General features: G+C 41.6%; 22 protein-coding genes and 1 tRNA gene. 10 read left to right on the top strand and 13 right to left on the bottom strand.

The window, feature by feature from the left end; translation table 11 throughout:
• The first annotated feature begins 53 nt into the window (after positions 1 to 53).
• Positions 54 to 644 (top strand): LemA family protein, encoded by a 591-nt coding sequence (locus tag EHS15_RS16885; RefSeq protein ID WP_135761753.1) that lies wholly within the window; start codon positions 54 to 56, stop codon positions 642 to 644.
• A gap of 64 nt (positions 645 to 708) precedes the next feature.
• On the opposite strand, the gene EHS15_RS16880 is transcribed toward EHS15_RS16885, so the two are convergent.
• From EHS15_RS16880 to EHS15_RS16865, 4 genes are read right to left on the bottom strand one after another with little or no spacing between them, the layout of a single operon-like run.
• Complete coding sequence (locus EHS15_RS16880) at positions 709 to 2,139, bottom strand: MBOAT family O-acyltransferase (RefSeq protein WP_135761752.1); 1,431 nt, start codon at positions 2,137 to 2,139, stop codon at positions 709 to 711.
• A complete protein-coding gene (locus tag EHS15_RS16875; RefSeq protein ID WP_135761751.1) occupies positions 2,139 to 3,386 on the bottom strand; it encodes an LA_2490 family SGNH/GDSL-type esterase in 1,248 nt (415 codons plus the stop codon). Before EHS15_RS16875 ends, EHS15_RS16880 begins: the two co-directional genes overlap by 1 nt.
• A 42-nt stretch (positions 3,387 to 3,428) precedes the next feature.
• Complete coding sequence (locus EHS15_RS16870; protein ID WP_135761750.1) at positions 3,429 to 4,400, bottom strand: hypothetical protein; 972 nt, start codon at positions 4,398 to 4,400, stop codon at positions 3,429 to 3,431.
• Positions 4,401 to 4,402: 2 nt separating this feature from the next.
• A complete protein-coding gene (locus EHS15_RS16865) occupies positions 4,403 to 5,083 on the bottom strand; it encodes a DUF6989 domain-containing protein (protein WP_135761749.1) in 681 nt (226 codons plus the stop codon).
• Positions 5,084 to 5,207: 124 nt separating this feature from the next.
• Here EHS15_RS16865 and EHS15_RS16860 point away from each other — a divergent pair, with 124 nt between their 5' ends.
• Positions 5,208 to 5,684, top strand: a complete 477-nt coding sequence (locus tag EHS15_RS16860; RefSeq protein WP_135761748.1) for a carboxymuconolactone decarboxylase family protein — start codon at positions 5,208 to 5,210, stop codon at positions 5,682 to 5,684.
• Positions 5,681 to 6,166 carry an RrF2 family transcriptional regulator gene (locus tag EHS15_RS16855; protein ID WP_135761747.1) on the top strand — a complete coding sequence of 162 codons (486 nt, stop codon included), beginning with the start codon at positions 5,681 to 5,683 and terminating at the stop codon, positions 6,164 to 6,166. Before EHS15_RS16860 ends, EHS15_RS16855 begins: the two co-directional genes overlap by 4 nt.
• A 7-nt stretch (positions 6,167 to 6,173) precedes the next feature.
• Here the strand turns inward: EHS15_RS16855 and EHS15_RS16850 are convergent.
• Positions 6,174 to 6,250 (bottom strand) — tRNA-Val (locus EHS15_RS16850).
• 15 nt (positions 6,251 to 6,265) lie between these two features.
• On the bottom strand, positions 6,266 to 7,564 hold the full coding sequence (locus tag EHS15_RS16845; protein WP_135761746.1) for a UvrD-helicase domain-containing protein: 1,299 nt from the start codon (positions 7,562 to 7,564) through the stop codon (positions 6,266 to 6,268).
• 66 nt (positions 7,565 to 7,630) lie between these two features.
• On the opposite strand from EHS15_RS16845, the gene EHS15_RS16840 reads away from it, so the two are divergent.
• Complete coding sequence (locus EHS15_RS16840) at positions 7,631 to 7,954, top strand: DMT family transporter (RefSeq protein WP_135761745.1); 324 nt, start codon at positions 7,631 to 7,633, stop codon at positions 7,952 to 7,954.
• A gap of 10 nt (positions 7,955 to 7,964) precedes the next feature.
• On the opposite strand, the gene EHS15_RS16835 is transcribed toward EHS15_RS16840, so the two are convergent.
• Together EHS15_RS16835 and EHS15_RS16830 are read right to left on the bottom strand one after the other, a co-directional pair.
• Positions 7,965 to 8,681, bottom strand: a complete 717-nt coding sequence (locus EHS15_RS16835) for a DUF4846 domain-containing protein (RefSeq protein WP_246052260.1) — start codon at positions 8,679 to 8,681, stop codon at positions 7,965 to 7,967.
• A gap of 22 nt (positions 8,682 to 8,703) precedes the next feature.
• Positions 8,704 to 9,360 carry a class I SAM-dependent methyltransferase gene (locus EHS15_RS16830; protein WP_135761744.1) on the bottom strand — a complete coding sequence of 219 codons (657 nt, stop codon included), beginning with the start codon at positions 9,358 to 9,360 and terminating at the stop codon, positions 8,704 to 8,706.
• Positions 9,361 to 9,451: 91 nt separating this feature from the next.
• On the opposite strand from EHS15_RS16830, the gene EHS15_RS16825 reads away from it, so the two are divergent.
• Complete coding sequence (locus tag EHS15_RS16825) at positions 9,452 to 11,143, top strand: tetratricopeptide repeat protein (protein ID WP_246052258.1); 1,692 nt, start codon at positions 9,452 to 9,454, stop codon at positions 11,141 to 11,143.
• The gene (locus EHS15_RS16820) at positions 11,140 to 12,348 is read left to right on the top strand and encodes a tetratricopeptide repeat protein (protein WP_135761742.1); all 1,209 of its coding nucleotides are present in this window, start codon (positions 11,140 to 11,142) and stop codon (positions 12,346 to 12,348) included. Before EHS15_RS16825 ends, EHS15_RS16820 begins: the two co-directional genes overlap by 4 nt.
• A 13-nt stretch (positions 12,349 to 12,361) precedes the next feature.
• Here EHS15_RS16820 and EHS15_RS16815 read toward each other — a convergent pair whose 3' ends face one another.
• The gene (locus EHS15_RS16815; protein WP_135761741.1) at positions 12,362 to 13,330 is read right to left on the bottom strand and encodes an alkaline phosphatase family protein; all 969 of its coding nucleotides are present in this window, start codon (positions 13,328 to 13,330) and stop codon (positions 12,362 to 12,364) included.
• A gap of 162 nt (positions 13,331 to 13,492) precedes the next feature.
• Here EHS15_RS16815 and EHS15_RS16810 point away from each other — a divergent pair, with 162 nt between their 5' ends.
• Genes EHS15_RS16810 through EHS15_RS16795 form a run of 4 tightly spaced genes read left to right on the top strand, consistent with a single transcriptional unit; the run spans position 13,493 to position 15,726 of the window.
• Positions 13,493 to 14,548 (top strand): hypothetical protein, encoded by a 1,056-nt coding sequence (locus tag EHS15_RS16810; RefSeq protein ID WP_135761740.1) that lies wholly within the window; start codon positions 13,493 to 13,495, stop codon positions 14,546 to 14,548.
• Positions 14,520 to 15,125 (top strand): tetratricopeptide repeat protein, encoded by a 606-nt coding sequence (locus EHS15_RS16805; protein WP_135761739.1) that lies wholly within the window; start codon positions 14,520 to 14,522, stop codon positions 15,123 to 15,125. Before EHS15_RS16810 ends, EHS15_RS16805 begins: the two co-directional genes overlap by 29 nt.
• A complete protein-coding gene (locus EHS15_RS16800; RefSeq protein ID WP_135761738.1) occupies positions 15,125 to 15,316 on the top strand; it encodes a ribbon-helix-helix domain-containing protein in 192 nt (63 codons plus the stop codon). Before EHS15_RS16805 ends, EHS15_RS16800 begins: the two co-directional genes overlap by 1 nt.
• Entirely contained in the window at positions 15,313 to 15,726 is a 414-nt protein-coding gene (locus EHS15_RS16795; RefSeq protein ID WP_135761737.1) for a hypothetical protein, read from the top strand. The genes EHS15_RS16800 and EHS15_RS16795 overlap by 4 nt, the downstream gene beginning before the upstream one ends.
• Here EHS15_RS16795 and EHS15_RS16790 read toward each other — a convergent pair.
• From EHS15_RS16790 to serC, 4 genes are read right to left on the bottom strand one after another with little or no spacing between them, the layout of a single operon-like run.
• Positions 15,691 to 17,349, bottom strand: coding sequence for a concanavalin A-like lectin/glucanase (locus tag EHS15_RS16790; protein ID WP_342775529.1), 1,659 nt, complete (start codon positions 17,347 to 17,349; stop codon positions 15,691 to 15,693). The genes EHS15_RS16795 and EHS15_RS16790 overlap by 36 nt on opposite strands.
• Positions 17,350 to 17,351: 2 nt before the next feature.
• Entirely contained in the window at positions 17,352 to 17,792 is a 441-nt protein-coding gene (rpiB, locus tag EHS15_RS16785) for a ribose 5-phosphate isomerase B (protein ID WP_135761736.1), read from the bottom strand.
• Complete coding sequence (locus EHS15_RS16780; RefSeq protein WP_135761735.1) at positions 17,792 to 18,415, bottom strand: hypothetical protein; 624 nt, start codon at positions 18,413 to 18,415, stop codon at positions 17,792 to 17,794. Before EHS15_RS16780 ends, rpiB begins: the two co-directional genes overlap by 1 nt.
• A gap of 7 nt (positions 18,416 to 18,422) precedes the next feature.
• Positions 18,423 to 19,520 carry a 3-phosphoserine/phosphohydroxythreonine transaminase gene (serC, locus tag EHS15_RS16775; RefSeq protein ID WP_135761734.1) on the bottom strand — a complete coding sequence of 366 codons (1,098 nt, stop codon included), beginning with the start codon at positions 19,518 to 19,520 and terminating at the stop codon, positions 18,423 to 18,425.
• Between the last annotated feature and the right edge of the window lie 65 nt (positions 19,521 to 19,585).

Here is a 19,585-nt window from a genome sequence, read left to right as displayed (position 1 = left end):
TTTTTTCCGAATTCGAGTTGCCTAGACTCTAAGGAGTAGGTAAAACACACTCCATGATACAAATTGTTCAAAGATTGTCCTTAGCCGTAGTGCTTGTACTTTCCCTTACGAATTGCGGTTACAACCGCATTCAAGAATTGGATGAAGAGGTCACTGCTTCTTGGTCTGAGGTTCTGAACCAATACAAAAGAAGAGAAGATCTTATACCGAATTTGATTGCTGCTACGAAAGGTTACATGCAGCACGAAAAAGAGATCATGAAAGATATCGCCGAGGCTCGTGCCAAGTTGGGAAGCATCCAAGCGACTCCTGAGTTGATCAACAACCCTGACGCTTTCAAAAAGTTCACTCAATCTCAAGACCAATTAGGTTCGGCTATTTCCCGTTTGTTGATGGTTCAAGAAAACTATCCTCAATTGAAAGCGGATCAGTTGTTTTTGGATTTAAAATCACAGTTGGAAGGAACGGAAAACAGAGTGACTGTTGCTAGAAATCGTTTCATCACTGCAACGAAAGAATTCAACATTTACATTCGACAATTTCCTGCTGTCCTCACAGCAAAAGCATTCGGTTATGATGCAAAGCCGAACTTTACTGTGGAAGATGTAAAGGCTGTAGAGAATGCTCCGAAAGTAGAATTCTAAAATTCGAAACATTCATTTCGAGATCTGAAAATAGGGGAGAGATCCCCTATTTTTTTGTCCTTCCTTAGAATTGAAAGTATAGGAAAGGGCTGGATACTGTGACGCTGTAGATCAAAAACGCAGTCACATACATCACTCCACAAACCGTATAAAGCACCAAAGGTTTGTTCATGATAAAATCGAATCTGTCTTCTTTTTGGTTCTGCAGGATATCGATTAAAAATAAAACTCCGATCACTGCAACGAGAGAGAGAGGAACATCAGGCATGTTCCCGTCCACAAAATGAAACGCTCTATCGATCATCATCGTTGCGATTTTGAGTCCGCTAGGAACTTCCGCTGTCGGTTTGGCCCTGAAGAAAAACATAGTGAATATGAAAATCGTCAAAGGATAAATCGGCTGTAAGGTGCGGGGAACTTTGTCCCATGCGTTTTTGATCGCTTGTGATTTGAATACGAATCTTTCCACTACCATCATTCCGGAATGTGTCGCTCCCCAGATGATATAGGTCCAGTCGGCTCCATGCCAAATCCCGGAAACGAATGTGGTCATAAATAAATTGATATAGGTGATGAATTCACCTCTTCTGTTCCCACCTAAGGTAATGTAGATGTATTCTCTCAGCCATGTAGTGAAGGAAATATGCCATCTTCTCCAAAGTTCGCTGAGAGTCCCCGCAAGGAAAGGTCTGTCGAAGTTTTTAGGAATATGGAATCCCATGATCCTTCCTGTTCCTATGGCAATGTCGGAATATCCCGAGAAATCGCAATAGACCTGCACTGCAAACAAACTGGCAGCCACCCACATTGCAATTCCACTGTAAGAAGTAGGATCTCCGTAAACCGGATCGATGGCATAAGAAATAGGATCAGCGATGAATGTCTTTTTGAAAACACCCCAAAACAATTGTTTGAGTCCTCGAATGAGGTTGTCTTTTTGGAATTCTTTCGGTTCTAAAAATTGGTGGAGTACATCCGTCGCTTTAAGGATGGGTCCTGCAACCAACTGAGGAAAAAAGGAGAGAAAGAGTCCGAAGTGAAATACCGACTTTGCGGGAGTGACCGTCCCTCTATAGACGTCTACCGCATAGGAGACTGCTTGCAGGGTGAAAAAACTGATTCCCATCGGAAGCATAATTCCCAATGCGGATACGTATTCAGGATCACATGGTTCAAATCCGAGGAAGGTGTTCCAAACGGAAATGGAAAAATCCAAATATTTGAATACGAATAGTAGTCCCAGGTTTCCCCAGATGGAGACGTTCAACCAGAATATCTTCCATATACGGGATACCGCTTTCTCCATTGCATCTACCGCAAGTTTGGTGAGAACGAAGGAAAATATCAATAGTATGAGAAAAGGGACTTTGAAGATCGCATAGAAATAAAGACTGACTACGAAAAGCCATAACCCTTGGAAACGTTTCGGGATGGTGAAGTAGAATAGAATTACGATCGGTGCGAAAATAAAATAATGTGTGGAGTTAAATAACATTAGCGGAATTCCTTCTCTAATTCTTGTTTTACGGCATCAGCCACCCACTTGTTTCCGATCACTGTAAGATGACCGTCTCCCGGGATAAAATAATCTTTGATTCCCGCTGTTTTATTTTTCCCCTTTTTTACAAAAGGTTGTCCGCACATCCGGCTGATATAAGGCATGAGTTTAATGACTGGAATTCCTTTGGTTTTCCAGTAAGCTTCCGCTCTGATTGCATAATTGCCTAAAGGATGATACTTCCCGTTGACATGGCAGAACAATTCTTCTATCTGCATCGGAATGATCACCGGTCTCAGTTTGAATCCGTGTTTTTGGGAAAGTGTGATCATTTCCTCATAAGCATGAATGGTTACATCGGAAAGGGGAGGAAGCAAATCGGAAGAAGGCGCCTTGTCGATGCAAGTGAACTCTTGAATGGGAACAGGCTCCGGGCAAACCGGTCCCGCATTCGTTTTTTTCGAACAGTCAGGCTGTTTGGGAGTTCTATAAAAAGAATCCATCACATAACGATACGGATTCGATATTGCTGAATGAAATTCAGCCGAGGAGGATAGTTTCGTTTGCGTCAGCAGAATTTTTGTCTGCTCCAATCCTAGTTTCATCGCTTGGAGTAAAAAGGACAAACGAGTGGCTTCGAATTGGATTCTGAAATTACGTTTCCATTCTTCATCGTTTTCATGAAGTGAGTCCAGCTCATCGTCAGGAAGAATCCCTTGGTCTCTCAATACTTGAGGCATACTGAAGTCGTTGGGAGAAATGAAAAACAATACTTCTTTAATGTTTGTTAGTTTTCCAGAAAGATCTTTCAATCGTTTCATGGAACCGAGGGAGCCGTAAGCATCCACTCCCAGGTTTAAGGACTGATATGTGTTTTCGCCCAGACGAAATCCGTCCAGAAGCGAACAAAATGTATCTTCGTCGGAAACTCCGAAGCCCATCACCATACTGTCTCCCAAGCAGAGAAGTTTGGGCGCGTTTTGGTTCGGCTCTTTTTTCCCTCTCAGTCCAAGGGAATTTGTCGTGAATCTCCCTTCCCAAAGATCCGCATAGTGCCGAACATATCTGCTTTCATTGGCCTCCAAGGTCACCCCGTAGTCCGGGTGATAGGAGTGCAGTAATTTCACATCTCTATAGTATTGAAGTGCGGGAGGATTGAGGAGTCTGAGAGTGATTTCTGAAAAAACAAGAATCAGAAGACCTAGGGCGATATAGATCCCTATTCTTTGAAGGTGTAACTTCATATCCCTCTAGACTTTCGTCTGACTCTCTGGAAGCAAGCATTTCTAAGGCCTGCCGATCTCCGGAAATTTCTTTGTGATTTCCTCTGCTACCAGACGGGAAAAATCGGAATCGGGGTGCCCGTCGTTCGGAACAAAAAGGGAGGCTCCTTTTTGGAATTCGGATTCCACCTGTTTTCTCAAATCGATTTGATCCAGCCCTATCTTTTGTAAGGTTTGAGGAAGATCGAAATAATTGGGATCTTCCGTATCGGGAGTTCCATCCTGCCTCATCCCCCATCCATAGATGAGAGTGATCGGTATGTTTTCTTTTTGGAAGTAATCCGAGAGGGTCTGCAGATTTTGATAGGTGATGTGGTCTTTGGGATAAGGGTCTCTATTCGTTTGAGCTGTCAGTCTGTTGAATTCTTGTTTCGAATTCCGAAGGTATAAATAAACAAGTGAGTGTTTGGTGATAAAGTAGTGGAGTCTATAAATGATGTTTTTAAGAAACGAATGGTTTTCTTTGCTATCGTCCAAGAAGTCGGAAGTGTTCCATATCCAGAAAACATGTTTAGGTGACTTGGGACAAGAGGAACCTTTTTTATGTTGTTCTATTCCCATTTGAAATCTTCTTAAAATGCCTAGAGTGCCAAGTGCATCCACAGCCATCACACGAACGGGAATTCCTATTTTGTTTTCCAAAACTTGTCCCGGAGAATGTTCTCCATCTAATAGAAAACCCATAGACATGGAATCTCCTATCAGCCAAATTTCATTCGTATCTTTTTCACATTTTTTTGTTAGACGGGTGACTCTTTCTCCGTATTCGTTTGTTTCCAAATCCCAAATTTTTCCGTCCGGTCGGAGAAAGGAAAAATTGCGGTTCGGGCAGAGGAATAGATCCGTTTTATGGAAACAATGTGCCTTTCTATAATTAGATTCGTTTCGAATCTCTTCCCCGAAGGGAAGAGGGGCGAAAAACAAAAGGAGGCAAAAAAGAAAAAAAGCGGATAGGAAAAGTGAAAAACGTTTCAATATTAGAATATTCTTTCAAAAAGAAGATAGAATAAAGATAGATTTCCTAAATAAAAAATCATAATCAAAAATCCCATTCCCACTCGGATCAAGTAGTGGCTGGTTCCGAAACCTTGGTAGGCAAGATATGTTGTGACTCCTAAAATCATTTCAGGGATTAGAACATAAAGGGCTACGGATCCGACCATTTTTACGTCTTGCGCATACCAGGAAGATAGAATCCACATAGTGGCTTCCGCAGATCCGAAAATCAATAAGGAAAAGAAGGCAACCCAAAAGCAGGTTCCTATGATGGAAACGGATCTTTCTTCCAGTTTGATTCCCAGATAAACCAATATGAATAAAGGAATCGCCCAAAGCCCTGCCATATAACCGGCAACAGTTCCTATTTTAGGGAAACCGTCTTCAGGAAAGACTAACACTTGGAGCACGTCCGAAAGAAACCAATCGGGGAACACCATAAGAAAAGAAAGAGGAAACAAAAATTTCCAAATCTGAAAGGGGACGAACCAACGTAACGGTTTTGTCAAACAGATGAAACTGATGTGAAACAAGGCTGTTAGGGAGAACAGTTTCCAACCGGGAGAGAAATCGGTAAACCCGATCACCAAAGCAGCAATCAGTGAATAGAGAATGAAATAAACTGTCAGAAGTGTTTCTTCCGCAAACGAACGATTCTTCATAATGTCTTTAGGCGTTCAAACTATCCCTAAATATTCTTTTTGCAATCTTTATATAAAGTGTTTTACGGAAAATTAGGGAGGGTTAATTATGGATAAAAAATATCCATAATTAAGGAATGTTGTTATGAAATCCAGAATCGAATACTACCCTCACTTCCCGGATGCCTTCGGAAAGATGGTGGAAATCGGAAAGTTGATCCGCTCCTCCTCTTTGGGCCATAATTTGATCCATCTCTTGAATATAAGAATTTCGCAGATCAACGGATGTATCTTTTGCATAGATATGCATGTGAAAGAGGCGAAAATAGACGGAGAGAAGGAAATTCGTCTGCATCATATTGCAGGATGGAAGGAATCTCCTTTGTTTGACGCTAGAGAAAGAGCCGCTTTTTTGTGGGCGGAAACCGTGACCTTGTTAAGTGAAAACAATGTTCCTGATGCGGTCTACGAAGAAGTAAGATCCGTTTTTTCCGAACAGGAGATGGTTTCCTTGACGATGGCGGTCGCTCATATGAATTCTTGGAATCGAATCGCTGTTAGTTTTAGAGCGGTTCCAGGTTCTATGGACAAAATGTACGGTTTGGATCGAGCCGGTTTATGATACTTGGAAACCAGGTAGAATGGACGCTTCATTGTATGTCGGTTTTATCCTGGTTTCCGGAAGACGTCGCCGTTCCTTCCAAACTTCTCGCAGAATTCCACGGAGTAAGAAAGGACTATCTCTTGAAAGCCTTACAAAGACTGGCGGGAGCGGGGATTGTGGTAACTACCACAGGCCCCAAGGGGGGGTACCGTTTGGCGAAATCTCCCGAAGAAATTTCTTTACTGGAAATCATAGAGGCGGTGGAAGGAAGGCAATCTAGCTTTCATTGCCAAGAGATTCGTAAAAACAATCCCTGTAATAAAACCACTGGTCAAAAATCTCCCGTATGTTCCATCGCTGCGGTGATGTACAAAGCGGATCATGCATGGAGAGACGTATTGAAAAAAACGAAACTTTCCGATGTGATTCGAGATGTGAACGCAACCGTTCCTCAAAAATCGTTGGCGGAATCGAAAGAGTGGTTTTTGGAAAGGATCTAAATGCGTTTGGTGGGAGATACTGGACTCGAACCAGTGGCCTCTACCATGTCAAGGTAGCGCTCTAACCAACTGAGCTAATCCCCCAAACGTATAACCATGTCACCAGAAGCGGTACGAGCGTAAAGTCAGTTTTCCCCAAGAATCGGTCTTTGGAAAATAGGAGAAAAGTTTGTCCTCAGGTCTCTCTTTGAATTTGGATGTTTCTCTTCCGATTAGAATGAGTTTGTCTTTGGCGCGGGAGATTCCCACATAAAGAATTCTTCTTTCTTCTTCCGGAATCTCTTTTCCTTCTCCAGTGAGGTTCCAACCGGAACTCAAATCTAAAATTACTGTTCCGAATTCCAAACCTTTGGAAGCATGTATTGTCATGATTTGTTCGGAACGGATCCCCGCATCCATCCATTCTCTTTTTCTAAAATTAGAACGAACTAAAATCATGGTTTCCCGATCGGATTCGAAATAAGTTTTTAACTCGTAAACTGCTGATTTAAGATCTCTTTTCGGATGTTTCAATGTCAATGTTCTGTAGAATGTGTTTCCTTCTCTGTGAGAGAAAACTTTCTTTTCGATTTTATTTTTGTTCTTTCTGATGGGAATGGAAGAAAGTTCGATGATCCCTTTTAAAGAACGATAATTCGTAGTTAGCTGAAAGATTTCCGTTTTTGGAAAAAATCGGGAGAAGTTCAAGAATGGTTCCGGCGTGGCTCCTCTAAATCCGTAGATTGCCTGCCAATCGTCTCCCACAACCGTGATTTGAGGGATCTGTAACATTTGTATGATTTTCATCTGACAAAGATTCGTATCTTGAAATTCATCTATGATGAGCGAGTCGAATCTTTGTTTCAAAGGGAATGTCCATCTTTCTCCTGTTTCCAAAGATTGTTTTACGATGCGGATCAAATCTTCGAATTCAAATAGGTTGTTTTTCCTTTTATATGTTTCCATTTCGAAAAGAAAGTCTTCGAATACATCGGGAAATTCTTTTCTCAGAATGGAATAGTTTGAAGAAAAAAGAATGGCAAAGGGAATTCCTCCCAAACGCATTCTATGTTTATATAAAATTCTTTTCGTTTGTTGTTCCTTTTCCGTTTCGGAAAGGAGAGATATTTTATGAAACTCTGGATGAAGTTCAAAAAGACTTTGATAACAGAAAGAGTGAAATGTAGAGATGTGATAGTGCTCTGAAAGATGTTTGGCTTCGACTCTAGTTTTAAATTCTTCAGTCGCTTTTTTTGTGAAGGTCACGATCAAGGTTCTTTCGGGAGAAATTGTTTTTCTTTCTTCTTTATGTTGCAAAATCCCTATCATTGTTGCTGTTTTACCGGATCCCGCCGCAGCAATCACTTGTTTGTAATTAGAGTTTGATTCTATCACTTTCCTTTGTTCTTCGTTCCACATAACAATGAGGGGTGGATTTGACAGGGATCGGAGCCTTAAAAAAATGGAAGAAATGGAGAAGAATCAATGAATTGGATCGTCCTTGTTCTCGCAGGACTCTTTGAAATCGGCTGGCCTTTAGGAATGAAACTTTCCGAGTCCGGAAATCAAAAGGCATTGTGGATCGGCTTTGCAGTGATTTGTATGGCGGTGAGTATGATCTGCCTTTGGTACGCACAAAAAACGATTCCTATGGGAACCGCTTATGCAGTATGGACAGGGATCGGAGCCGCAGGTGCGTTTCTATTAGGTGTGATTTTTTTCGGAGATTCTTCCGGTTTATGGAGAGTGTTGTCCGTAAGTTTGATCATTCTGGGAGTGATCGGATTGAAACTTTCCGGAAAAGAATAAAATTCTATTCCTAAAATCTTCGTAGAACGGGTGTTCCGTAAGGATATTTTTCCTTAAGATGTTCGATAAACCCTTCATAGGTGAACCACCCGTTCTTTCCTCTGTCAGAAGGTGCTTTCTCTATATGCATCTCTTGGGCAGGCATAAAACTAAAGCCTATCAAATATAATCTTTCCTTTCCGTTCGTGGATTCGTCCAGTATGATGGAGACATGTCCTATCCCTCCGTTTTCATTCTGAACGAATAGATCTCCGGAAGTGAGATTTTCTTTCGTGATTTTTTTCCCTCCTTGTTTTAAGGAATGAGAATTGGAAGAGGCGAAAGCGGTTCTTAAAAATTTAACGTATGTTTTTTGCGATTCCGTAAATTTATTTTTTCTGCCGTCGTAATGAAATAAGTAAAGATCTTTCAGTTTTCCGCTGTCTTTATGGTAGTCCGCCCAAAGTCTCATGGAGAAATCGGCACATTGTTCCAAATCATCTGAAAATAACAATGGTTTATCGATCACTCCGAGGGAATCATACCAATGGCTTAGATCCTTTTTTCGATAGGAATATACTTTTCCGTCTTCTTTCAGATTTAGGTTTCTAAGATATCTTGAAAAACTTCCTTCTTTCGTATCTATCCTTTGAAATCCTGAAGGAAGGGAAATATCTCCCACCGTTTTTGCGAACAGGGGAGAGAAAAGAGAAGCTACTAAGATAACTGAGAAGATAAGTCGTTTCATTATGTTTTCCACAATACGGTAGTTAAATCTTAAAGATGGTGGAATCGTCCTCTTCTTCTTTTAGATCGTAATAGCCGTAAACGAAGGAGGGACTTGCTTTGACTTCCATCCCGTAAAAGTATTCCGAGATCCTTCCCGATTTAGTGACTTCCAATTTGTATTCTTCCGCAAGGAATTTCATTTTATCCAGTGAGATCTTTTCGTTGATCTTGGGACCGAACCCAGATTCCGTTTTGGACCAATCCACGATGAACAATCTTCCTCCTGCTTTCATGGAACGAATGAGTCCGTCCATGGCAAGTCCCGGATTGGGAAAGGTAGATAACGAGAGGGAAGCGAAGATAATTTCAGGGACGGGAACCCATTCCGGCAAAAGAGGGTGATCCGATTGGTCGATGTAAAAGGGAGTGATGTTTTCTAATCCTTCCAGAAGTTTTCTTCTGAGGATTTTATCTATGATATCTTGTTGGCATTCCCCGGCCCAAATCCATGCATGAGGGAACCATTTTCGAAATTCCGTGAAATAGAATCCTAAACCGGATCCGAAATCGACCAGGTTTTGCAGCCCTTTCCAGTTGAAGAAGGAATAAACGTCCTCGGGAGAACACACCTCTCTTCTATGGCTGGAAATGAGATACTCCTGGTATTTTAAGGAACGATAGTATTCCGTTTCTGACATAATCCAAACTTACTGAAATCCGGATAGAAGTACAATAGAAAAATTCAATTCGGTCTTATGGAATACCGAAAATGATGGTATGGTACTCTCTATGAAAAGATGGACTGCCGCCCTGGGGCTTTTTTGCGCCTTAGTGCCGCTTTTTTCTCAAACGATTTTTGAGGAAGGGAAGTATCCGAATGCGGCCAGAGTGCTTCGGGCGAATCAATTGTCCGATAAAAAATCAATCCTTTTGGCTTGGGAACCTCCCAAGGAAGAGGGAGAGGTCATCATTGCACGCAGCAACAGCATCATCGATTCACCTGACAAACTTTATGTGGCAGATTCCCTGGGAAGATACAAATCCGGAGGAAACAGCGGTACACGCACTTATTACGATTATAATCTAAAGCCTGGAACCTATTATTATGCTGTGGTTTTGGTCTCGGATGTCCGCAAAAGAGAAGTTAGATTATTTCCGAATCAGAATTATACGGTAGTTCCCGTTACGATCGATGAAGGCGGTGCGGTAGTATCCGATAATCCCGCTTTCCCTGCATTTCCTGAAGAAACAAAAGTCTCTTCGGGAAAAATAGGATTTATCTCCGATCTAAAAGCCACATTGGAAAGAAAGAACGTTCGGTTGGATTGGAATCCTCCTTCCGGAGCCGTTTCCGGAAGAACCGTTTATACTGTTTATAGATCTGCGTCTCCTCTTACGAGTCTTCCTTTGATGCAGAAGGCACAGAAATTGGCGGAGCTGAGTCATCCGACTATGACTTTTCTCGACCAAGGTTTGGATAAGTCGCAAACTTTGTATTACGGAGTGTCCGTTAAGGATTTGGACGGAGAAGAGTCTCTTCCTTTGGAAGATAAAAAATCGACCCTTCGTGTTTTTTACATCAGAGATTACGGAAAAAACCATGCGGAGATGATTCCGGACGATTCTGTTCCTGCATCGACCAATACTAAAATCAACAACACTGTTACGCTTCCTGAAGATCGTCCAGGCACTATGCATGTGAGAGGTGTTGGTTATGAAAGAGTGGGTAAGGGTGTAGTGATCAGCTGGCTTCCTCCGGAAGCTGCGGACGATTCTACCGTCTATTCAGTGTATGCTTCTACGAAACCTTTGAACCAAGGTCCTAGTTCTTTCGGTTCAGGCACTGTAGTGAAGGTTGCTTCCGTGAATCATCCTAAAACGAATTTTTACATCAAAGAGCTGAAAGAAATTGATGAATTGTATTTCGGGGTTACTGTGAAGTCAGGAACAATCCCTGAAGATTATCAGCTCAAAGAACAAGTTTCTTATTTCCGATTGGATTTTTCCAAAGATATGGCGGTTCCTGAGGCAACCGTTTCTTCGGTTACCGAGGATAAACCTAAGGAAGAAAATAAAACGAATGTTCCTCCTATCACGAATGAACATGGAGTGACTCCTACTGAGATTCATCCCGGAAGTGAAATGACAGAATGGGTACACGACACTCGTTCTCCTAACGGACATACAACGGTTGATTATGATTTGGCGGATACGGATCTGAATCGAATCATCAAATCCACCGTTTTAAAGAAAAAATTCGAACTAGCTGTAGATCATTTAGAAAAATATATTTCCCGTCAAAAGAACTCTCATCTGCTAGGGAAGGCGTATTTTTATTTGGGGATCAGTTATCTGAAAACTGATGAACCCAAAAAAGCGCTGAGATATTTTATGAAGAGAGAAACCAAATCTTTTTCGCCGGAAAGATCCGAATTCTGGACGAACCAAACATTAGAAAAATTGGGTAGAGGTAGATCATGAACCGTTCCATCGTTGCGCTCGCAGGATTTTTGTTCATTTGTGCAGGAATCATGACCGCATTTTATCAAACTACGATCTCTACCAGGGAAGATCAGAATCAAAGCATTTTGGAAAAGATTACCGAAGGTGAGGAATACTTAAAGCAGTCCAATCCAACTAGCAAGGAAAAGGCGGTTTCTATTTTCTCCGAATTGGCTGGAAAAAAAGGTGCCGAGTTTTATGAGTTCCGTATCAAATACAACCAAGCGAGAGCTTTGGAAAAAAACGGAGATCATTATCTTGCTTTGGACATCTATAAAAACCTGAGAAGTAAATCCGGTTTGAGTCAGGAAGAAAAAGATCGTTTGGCTTATTCTTTAGGAAATCTTCTTTTGAAATTGGATAATGAAGCGGAAGGAAAAGGTCATTTGGAATCCGTTTTACGTTCGTCAAACGATTCGAAACTTCGTTCCAAGGCTTTGCAGTCCCTTGCAGATTTTTATTACCAACATAAACAATTCGAACCTTCCCGAAAAAACTACGTATTGGCGCTTCAGGAAGACAGCACAAATACGGAAGCACGCATCGGTTGGGGAAGAAGCCTTCGTAAACAAGGAAAAGATTGGGCTTCCTTCGATGTTTTCGACGAATACATCGATACGGAAAATCAATTGAGCGGAGCTGACGGAAAGGTTGTCGATGAATATAAGGATTCCGTGTTTACGGATGCAAAAGCTCTTTATACCAAAAAAACATATTGGAAATCCATCGAATTATTTCAAAAAGCGCTTACCTTGAATCCTAGCCCTTCCGTAGAAGAAAATTCATTATATTACATAGCTTCCGCTTATGATGCGTTAGGTCGTCAAAACGAATCTTTGGACTATTTGAATAAAACCTTAAACAACGGGAATTATTCTTTGGATCAGGCGGCTCTTTATAAAAAAGGAACGATCTACTTCAGACAGGGAAAATTCGACAAAGCGGCATCCGTGTTTCAGACGATTGTGGATAAATATCCCAAAAATCACATCACTGAGAAGGCGATCGCTTGGAAAAAAGAGTCTTTGGATCAGTTTAAGGATGAAGACGACTTGGAAGATGCAGACACTTCTTCGGATCTTTCCTCTCTCCAGAAAGAGAAAAAGGGAAGTGTATCTCCTTTGATGGAGAAAAAAAGAACCGAGTCGGATTCTTTGCCCGGAGGAAACGATTTAGAATTTTAGAGTTTTCTAAAGTTTAATTCTGGTAAAATTCATTTTTTACCAGATCCGCAAGCGCCTCTTCCAATCCGAAAGTTTTATAGATCTCCGGAACTATGTCCTTTAAGGATTGGATATTCTCCGCAAAACGATCCGCATCTTTCCCGTACAAAACGGTCGCCACTAAGTTTTCTGTATGGTTTTTTTGACTTAGATCTTCCATATTTCCGTGATCGCTCGATACGATGAGAAGATCTTTTTCGGGATTCATTCGAGAAAGAATTCCGTAGAAAAACGCTTCCAAAACTCCGATCACTGCTTCCGCCTTATCCCAATCCATCGCATGGCCCACTTTGTCCGTAAGAAAGTATTCGTACAAAGCAAGTCCGTAGTCACCAAACATAGTAAAAACGGATTCTCCCAGTTTTTTAGGATCTCTCCTTTCCAGAAGAGGATCGTCCTTAGGTAGATTTTGAATGTCCAAAGTACGGAGGATGTCGTGAGTGAGATCCATATAAAGACCTCTTCCTTCCCTAAGGTCTTCCATGTTTTTAAGAGGTCTGTTGCTTGCCAATTGGAGCAGTGTGGATGCGGAAACCAATTTCGGTTTTTCCTCCACATGTTTCAGATAAGGTGGGGTGAAGCAGTTTAGAAAGTCGGATGTGATATTGTTCTCGTTCAGAACCTTCAGCATAGAGTATTTAGCAATGATTTTGCGAAGAGTGATTGTAGGAAAACCGCTGACATGTCTTCCCAAAACCTGCGGCCCATTGATCCCCGTCCAAAGTGCGGTTTGTCCCGTCGCAGACTGGGGAAGGCCTGGGATTCCCATCTGTGCGTCGGTCTTTACATAGTGAAGGGTGGCTCCGAGAGAGGGGAGGTCTGCATCGGAGAGGGGTTTGCCTCCCAAAGGAGAAAGAAATCCGTTTGCAAAACGGGAAAAAGGATTCACTTCCGGATTGTATTTCCCCAAACCGATCCCATCCAGAAAAATATAAAATATCATTCCTATCCTTGGACTGTCGGGTTTTTCATTCCGCCGCCGATAATTAGAGTATAAGGAAAGGAAAAATAGGACAAGCCTCTATTCTTTTCCTGTCTTATTTTTTGCGTTTTATTGGAAGCGATTGCAGAAGAACTGCCTATCCTATAAACTGGAACAGAAACGGTGAAAAAACAAATCCATCAATACATTCCCCCTAGCATTTGGAAAAAAGCGGGCAATCCGATTTCTCCCGAACTCCAAAAGAAAAGAGAATCTATTTTCAATTCCGAACTTAAGTCGTTAGTCGATCAAGTGGCTTCTCATGAAGCTCCTGTGAAAAAAAAAGTTTCTTCCGTTCGTTCCGATTCTTATTCTCCGGAATGGCCGATTCCTGAGGAGAAAAAATTCGAATATTCCCTTCTCGATCGAATCTATAGAGGAGATGAAGTTTCTCTGGATGGAATCGTAGAATACACACGCAATTTTATTTCCAGGTTAGGTTCTCCTCGTTTTTCTTTTTTATTTTTAAACAATACCATCGGTTCTTATCACAGCCAAATCTCTTACGGTTTGGACTACAACACTCGCTCTAATTTGATTTTTTTGCACAAAGATCCATTTCTTCCTTTTGATGAAAGCGGATTCGCATCGATCGATATTTCCGAACAAGTCAGACAAGATAAATTCATCTCCAAAAAGTTTTCCTGGGAGATTCTGGCTCAGGTAGAATCCATCATTGCATTCCAGTTGGATTTTCTCGGGTTCCCGGGTATTTTTATGGTTCTGCTAGACGGAACAGAAAAAGAAAAATTCACAGATTCGCACAAACGAATGATAGGTGAAAAACTGAAGCAGCTGATCCCAGGACTTCATGTCCTTATGGATAAGGAAGATAAAACTCCCGATCTTTTCGAAGACAGTCTGTCTTGGATGGTTCGTTCTTTTATGCAAGCCACTTTAGGAGGCAAAAGAACTTCTTATGTTTCCAGAGTGATTTGGGAAAACTATCATCCAAGCGACGCCAACGAATCTAAAAAAGCGTCCTTATTGGAAAAAGTCACTGATATTCTGAACAGCAAAGACAGGGTGATCGAGAGTTCGCCTAATTCTTTTTTGGTGATTAGCGAAAGAAACATTCAGGAGGTTTTGGAAAAACTTCTTAGAACCTATCCCTTTCCTTATGAATGTAAGTTTATGAAATATCCGGACGATGGACAAAACTATTATTTATATCTTTAAGTTTCTTTTTCTTTTCTGTATCGGTTCGGAAATTTGGGCGGGGCCTTCCAAACGTAAAGAAGAGACGATCGTTCTGAAAAAACAAATCTTCGGATTCCATCGTTCCGATGAAGAAACGAAATCGATTCCTTATCTGGAAAAGTATCTTACATTAAGCCCGAGCGAACTTTATTTCAAACTCATTTATGCAAAAGCGCTTCTGTATCGGGACGATCTTCCTGTCCCCAGAAACGATGAAAATATAGAAACTAGAATCAACAAAACCAAAGCCATCCAAACCAACTACAATAAGGCTTCTAAAATCTTCCAAGAGAACGTCTTACATCTGGAAAAGGTAAGGCCTAGGGATCCCAATTTGGGGAGATGGTATTATGTTTGGGCCTTCAGTGAATGGTTTTCGGATAACAAAGAAAAGTCGATCAAACTATTCCAAAAGGCTGTAAAGTTGGATTATCGTTTGACGGAATCCTACTATAACATCGCATCTTTGTACGAATCCTTGGGGCAGTGGAAAGATGCGGAATTGTATTGGCGTAAATATGAAAAAGCGGAAAAGGAACTGGAGGAAGAAGACTGATGCCGAAAATAGACAAACGTTTTCAGATTCTTTTTTCCGAGGAAGAGATTCTACTTCTTAAAAACGAAGCGGACAAAAGAGGGATTTCCCAAGGGGAACTTCTTCGTCTCGCTCTCAGGAATGAGATCACTCAAAAAAGCAATTTCACCCGCATCCGTGCGATCCGTAACTTAACGGAGATATTGGATTGAAAGTATATCTTTCTTCAGGAGTTTTGTTTTCCCTTCTCACGAATCCGAAGAAAAAAAACATTTCCGAGGTTCTTGAGGAATATGTCCAGAACCAGGACAAATTGTATACATCCGTTTATTCTATGTTAAATGTTTTTTCTTCCCTTCCTTCCCATAAAAATACGAAAAATAGAATCATACTGCATCTCATCGAGGAAATTACGGAAGAAATTCTGCCTTTACAAAAACAGAGTTTGGAAGTGCTTACTTCGAACGAATCGACGGAGGGTTTTTCTATAGCTGGAATGGAAATTTCGATCTCTCTTCTGGAAGGGATGGATGAGGTTTTATTTTGGGAAGAGGGAGATATTTCTCTCCCCAAAAAGAAAACCGGTCTATCTCTCCGAAATCTCTTTCGGGAAATGAACTGAAATAGGGGAAGAAAGTTTGCTTCTTTGATCCCTTCCTTCCCATTCGTCATGTTTATGATTGTATGCGGATATTTTAAAATAATAAGTGATACCCGACTGAAATAAACTTCCTCTTCTTTCATGATGGGAAGAGAATCTGGGGTCTTCCGTCCCTTGAGGAGTTTTTTCCGCTTCCGGAATATAAAAATTGGAAATCAGGGAATCTTCATCTGCACAATATTTCAAATTTTTGTAGTCACTTCCAGTTTCGTTTCCATCGATTGCAGCAAAACTTCCGTTTTGTGCTTTTTTTACGAAGAGTGTCCCTATCATTCGGTTCGGTTCCACTCCGTAATGGATCATGTATCCTCCCTTATCTCGAACTTCCTTCTCATGATTGGAATTCCAAGAAAAACAGATTTTCCTTTCGCTGGATGAAAATTCTGCCACTCTAAAACCTGTAGGTACGTCGGGAGGAGTGAGTTCTTGCGTTTGGTAACGGAACGAATGAAAAGAAGGAGAATTGTTTCCTTCCGGATCTGATCTCAACCAAACTTTCCATTGGTGGAAACGAAACTTGGGTAAATCAGAAGGAAGTTTTTTAGGATCTTCCAATCGAATCCACTTAGGTTCGTCTTTTGAAGAATCCGCAAATTTGCGATTGTCTCCCCTGAAATAAACGGCTACGGAAGTATCCTTCGGCTGCTCGAACAATGCCTCGTAGGACAAAAGTGCGGAATGACTGAATTCTGTGGAATAAACGGGAGATATCACCCAACTTCCGTTATGGGAAGCTAACTTCGTTTCATCGGAATACTGCACTTTGGGAAATTTAGTATAACCTTTGGAAGGATAAGGTTCTCCTTTATGAATATGAAGTCCGTCCATATTCCCGAAAAAGGATTTCGCTAGGATCAAGTTGGAAGAGTCGTATTCAGGAAATCCGATTCCTGTCACTTCAGATCCGTTTGCTTCGAATTTCGCTTTTTCATATCCGTTTTGAAACAATACGAAACGATTTTCATCCGTATCGAAAAGTATGGAGATGATCTGCCATTCCTTTCTCGGAATGGAAGTGGTGGATCTTATCTCCGCACTGGTCGTATTTCCGTTGTTCAAGTGTATTAAATTATTCACGTAGAACACCGGTTTGTTTTCTTCCAACTCCAAACTGAATCCGTATTTTTTGCCTTTGATGAAAACGGTTCGATCCAGAATCGTAGAGGTGGCTCCTTGTTCATTGATCAAAATAGGAACAGTGATGCTGAACGATTCCGGATTGGGTCCGAAGAGGGAAGAGCCGGATACTGATAAATGAATTTGATTTCTTTTCCCTGAAAAGTAAGCGGACTTTTTTCCGTAGAAAGAATTTTTCTGATCGATGATATAAGAAGAAGAAAGAACGGACAAAGACTTCGCTTTTGCAATCAAAGGAGATTCGGATTCTTCCGGTTGAGAAACTTCTCCTTCAAAATCCAGAAACAGCTCTCCCGACTTAGGGATATTTTGTTTGGTGCGGATGATGTCTTTTTTGCCGGGATGGGATTCCAGAACTGCGTCGATTCGTTTCCAATCCGTCAAAGATGAAGTTGTTAGGCGAGTGATTTCCTTGGCACTTAAAGGAAGTGCCAAGAATAAAAACAAAATTAAGGTTTTTGTTCTTCGATTAAATTCAGCCTTCTTTCGTGGCGACCGCCCTCGAATGATGTATTGATCCATTTTTGCACTATCCGAAGAGCCAGATCCGTTCCCAAAACCCTTCCTCCGAGCACGATTACGTTCGCATCGTTATGTCTTCTGGACATTTCGGCTGTGAATTCGTCGTGACAAAGGGCAGCTCGAATTCCTGGAATTCGATTGGCTGCAATGGAAGCTCCAATTCCTGTACCGCAAAGGGCGATCAGTCTGGGAACTTCTCCTGCCAATACCTTTCTGCAGGCGTCTCCGATGACGACTGGGTAATCTACAGAATCTTCGCTCTTAGTACCGTAATCGACCACTTCGAAGGATTCCTCCAGACTTTTCCTGAGGAATTCTTTCAGTGCAAATCCACCGTGATCGGATGCGATTCCTAATTTGGGCTTCATTATTTGTTCTCCGTGAATTTTTTTAAATATTGGATGTAGGACGAGCGGGATTCCAAGGAAAGGGAGAGTAGGAACTTTTCCCTCTCTCTAAGCAAACTTCCGTAGTGGGAGGAGATATTTTCTTTCCATTCCTCTTTGTTCTTTTCCCAGTCTCTGTCGGAGAATTGAAGCGCTTCTTTCGTGAGAGAGCGAATTCCTTCTGTTAATTCCCTGCGGCTTTCGATCCAGTCTTTGACCGATTTTTCTTCGAGGGGAGTGAGAGGGTATTCCCGATTGGAGGACAGCAGGATTTTGATCTCCAGTAGAAACAGGTGATCTTCTCTGGCAAGGCCGGTTTCGTAACCATAAAGAAGACTGGCGGTGTCTGCTTCCGTTTTCGCCAAGGAACGAAGGCAGTTTACGGATTTGAATCGTATGTTTGCGGAATCATTTGCGAACTCTTGTAAGATGGAAAGAGCGATCGGCATACGATCCTTAGAAAGCGGTTCCAATTTGGATGTTGTTTGCAAAGGAAAAAAACAGGATGAGGATTCTTTGCCTAAAGGAAGTTCCTCCGGAATCCAGACGGAACTTGCCTTCAGTATGAAAACGAAACAGAAAAAAACTAAGAATCCTAATTTCAAGAAAAACCTAAGCCTTTGTTTTTTCGAATTCCTTCATAAAGGAAACTAGAGTTTCTACTCCTGCCAGAGGCATTGCATTGTAGATGGAAGCTCGAAAGCCTCCCATATCTCTGTAACCTTTGAGACCAGCCAATCCGTTTGCTTCTGCAAGTTCCAAAAACTTCTCGTCCAACTTTGTGTCTTTCATTCGGAAGACCACATTCATTGTGGAACGGAAAGGTTTCGGAACAGGTGCATTGTAAAGAGAAGAGGAATCGATCGCATCGTAAAGAAGTGCCGCTTTCTTTTCGTTCTGTTTTTCCATTTCTTCCAAACCTCCTCTTTCGAGTAACCAAGAGTAGACGAGACCTGCAATGTAGATGGAGTAAGTAGGAGGAGTGTTGTAAAGGGATCCGTTTTTTTCCATCAATATATAGTTCATCAGATTGGGGATCGGATGGCTTACCTGAGGCAGTTTTTCCTTATCGAAGATAACAACAGTTAAACCGGAAGGTCCTATGTTTTTTTGAGCTCCGGCAAAAATCACTGAAAAATCTTCCACGTTCAATTTTCTGCTGAGAAGTTCACTCGTCATATCCGCAATCAGGGGAGCTTTCGTAAGTTTAGGAAGAGTGGAATATCTGGTTCCGTAGATCGTATTGTTGGAAGTGATATAAACATACTTCGCTTTGTCGGAAACGGAAGCATCCGTGATCGTAGGAAGATTCATATAACCCGAATCTTTTCCATCGAAAATGATATTTACATTGGGATAGAATTTTTTGGCTTCTTCTCTGGCTTTGACCGCCCAAACTCCAGTCAGCGCAAAATCTGCGGAGTCTCCTTCTCCTAGATAATTGAGAGGGATGGCGGAAAATTGAAGGGTGGCTCCTCCAGGAAAATAAACCACCCCGTAGCGGTCGGGAATGGAGAGAAGTTTGCGCAGGTCATGGACGGATTTGTCCAAAATATCTTGGAAATGTTTTCCCCTATGGCTCATTTCCATAACGGACATACCGGTTCCTTGGTAATTTAGGAATTCTCCTTGTGCCTTTTCCATCACTTCCGTGGGAAGCATGGCAGGACCCGCATTGAAATTATAGACTCTGGTCGTAAAATTAGCCATTCTCTTCCAAAATTCGATTTGAAACGGTGGGGTAAATATCTTTTTCCTGTCGGGAAATCTTGCTT

This window comes from Leptospira idonii (genome assembly GCF_004770995.1).
Lineage (GTDB): Bacteria > Spirochaetota > Leptospiria > Leptospirales > Leptospiraceae > Leptospira_A > Leptospira_A idonii.
The sequence above is the reverse complement of the archived record's forward strand: the minus strand, read 5'-3'. Positions and strand labels throughout refer to the sequence as shown.

Bases quoted from the DNA above. Each gene is read 5' to 3' on its own strand.
- rpiB (WP_135761736.1), bottom strand. From the start codon at position 17,792: ATGAAGCCCAAATTAGGAATCGCATCCGATCACGGTGGATTTGCACTG.
- EHS15_RS16845 (WP_135761746.1), bottom strand. From the start codon at position 7,564: ATGTGGAACGAAGAACAAAGGAAAGTGATAGAATCAAACTCTAATTAC.
- EHS15_RS16865 (WP_135761749.1), bottom strand. From the start codon at position 5,083: ATGAAGAATCGTTCGTTTGCGGAAGAAACACTTCTGACAGTTTATTTC.
- serC (WP_135761734.1), bottom strand. From the start codon at position 19,520: ATGGCTAATTTTACGACCAGAGTCTATAATTTCAATGCGGGTCCTGCC.
- EHS15_RS16840 (WP_135761745.1), top strand. From the start codon at position 7,631: ATGAATTGGATCGTCCTTGTTCTCGCAGGACTCTTTGAAATCGGCTGG.
- EHS15_RS16830 (WP_135761744.1), bottom strand. From the start codon at position 9,360: ATGTCAGAAACGGAATACTATCGTTCCTTAAAATACCAGGAGTATCTC.
- EHS15_RS16820 (WP_135761742.1), top strand. From the start codon at position 11,140: ATGAACCGTTCCATCGTTGCGCTCGCAGGATTTTTGTTCATTTGTGCA.
- EHS15_RS16805 (WP_135761739.1), top strand. From the start codon at position 14,520: ATGGACAAAACTATTATTTATATCTTTAAGTTTCTTTTTCTTTTCTGT.
- EHS15_RS16875 (WP_135761751.1), bottom strand. From the start codon at position 3,386: ATGAAGTTACACCTTCAAAGAATAGGGATCTATATCGCCCTAGGTCTT.
- EHS15_RS16885 (WP_135761753.1), top strand. From the start codon at position 54: ATGATACAAATTGTTCAAAGATTGTCCTTAGCCGTAGTGCTTGTACTT.
- EHS15_RS16800 (WP_135761738.1), top strand. From the start codon at position 15,125: ATGCCGAAAATAGACAAACGTTTTCAGATTCTTTTTTCCGAGGAAGAG.
- EHS15_RS16815 (WP_135761741.1), bottom strand. From the start codon at position 13,330: ATGATATTTTATATTTTTCTGGATGGGATCGGTTTGGGGAAATACAAT.
- EHS15_RS16880 (WP_135761752.1), bottom strand. From the start codon at position 2,139: ATGTTATTTAACTCCACACATTATTTTATTTTCGCACCGATCGTAATT.
- EHS15_RS16860 (WP_135761748.1), top strand. From the start codon at position 5,208: ATGAAATCCAGAATCGAATACTACCCTCACTTCCCGGATGCCTTCGGA.
- EHS15_RS16835 (WP_246052260.1), bottom strand. From the start codon at position 8,681: ATGAAACGACTTATCTTCTCAGTTATCTTAGTAGCTTCTCTTTTCTCT.
- EHS15_RS16825 (WP_246052258.1), top strand. From the start codon at position 9,452: ATGAAAAGATGGACTGCCGCCCTGGGGCTTTTTTGCGCCTTAGTGCCG.
- EHS15_RS16855 (WP_135761747.1), top strand. From the start codon at position 5,681: ATGATACTTGGAAACCAGGTAGAATGGACGCTTCATTGTATGTCGGTT.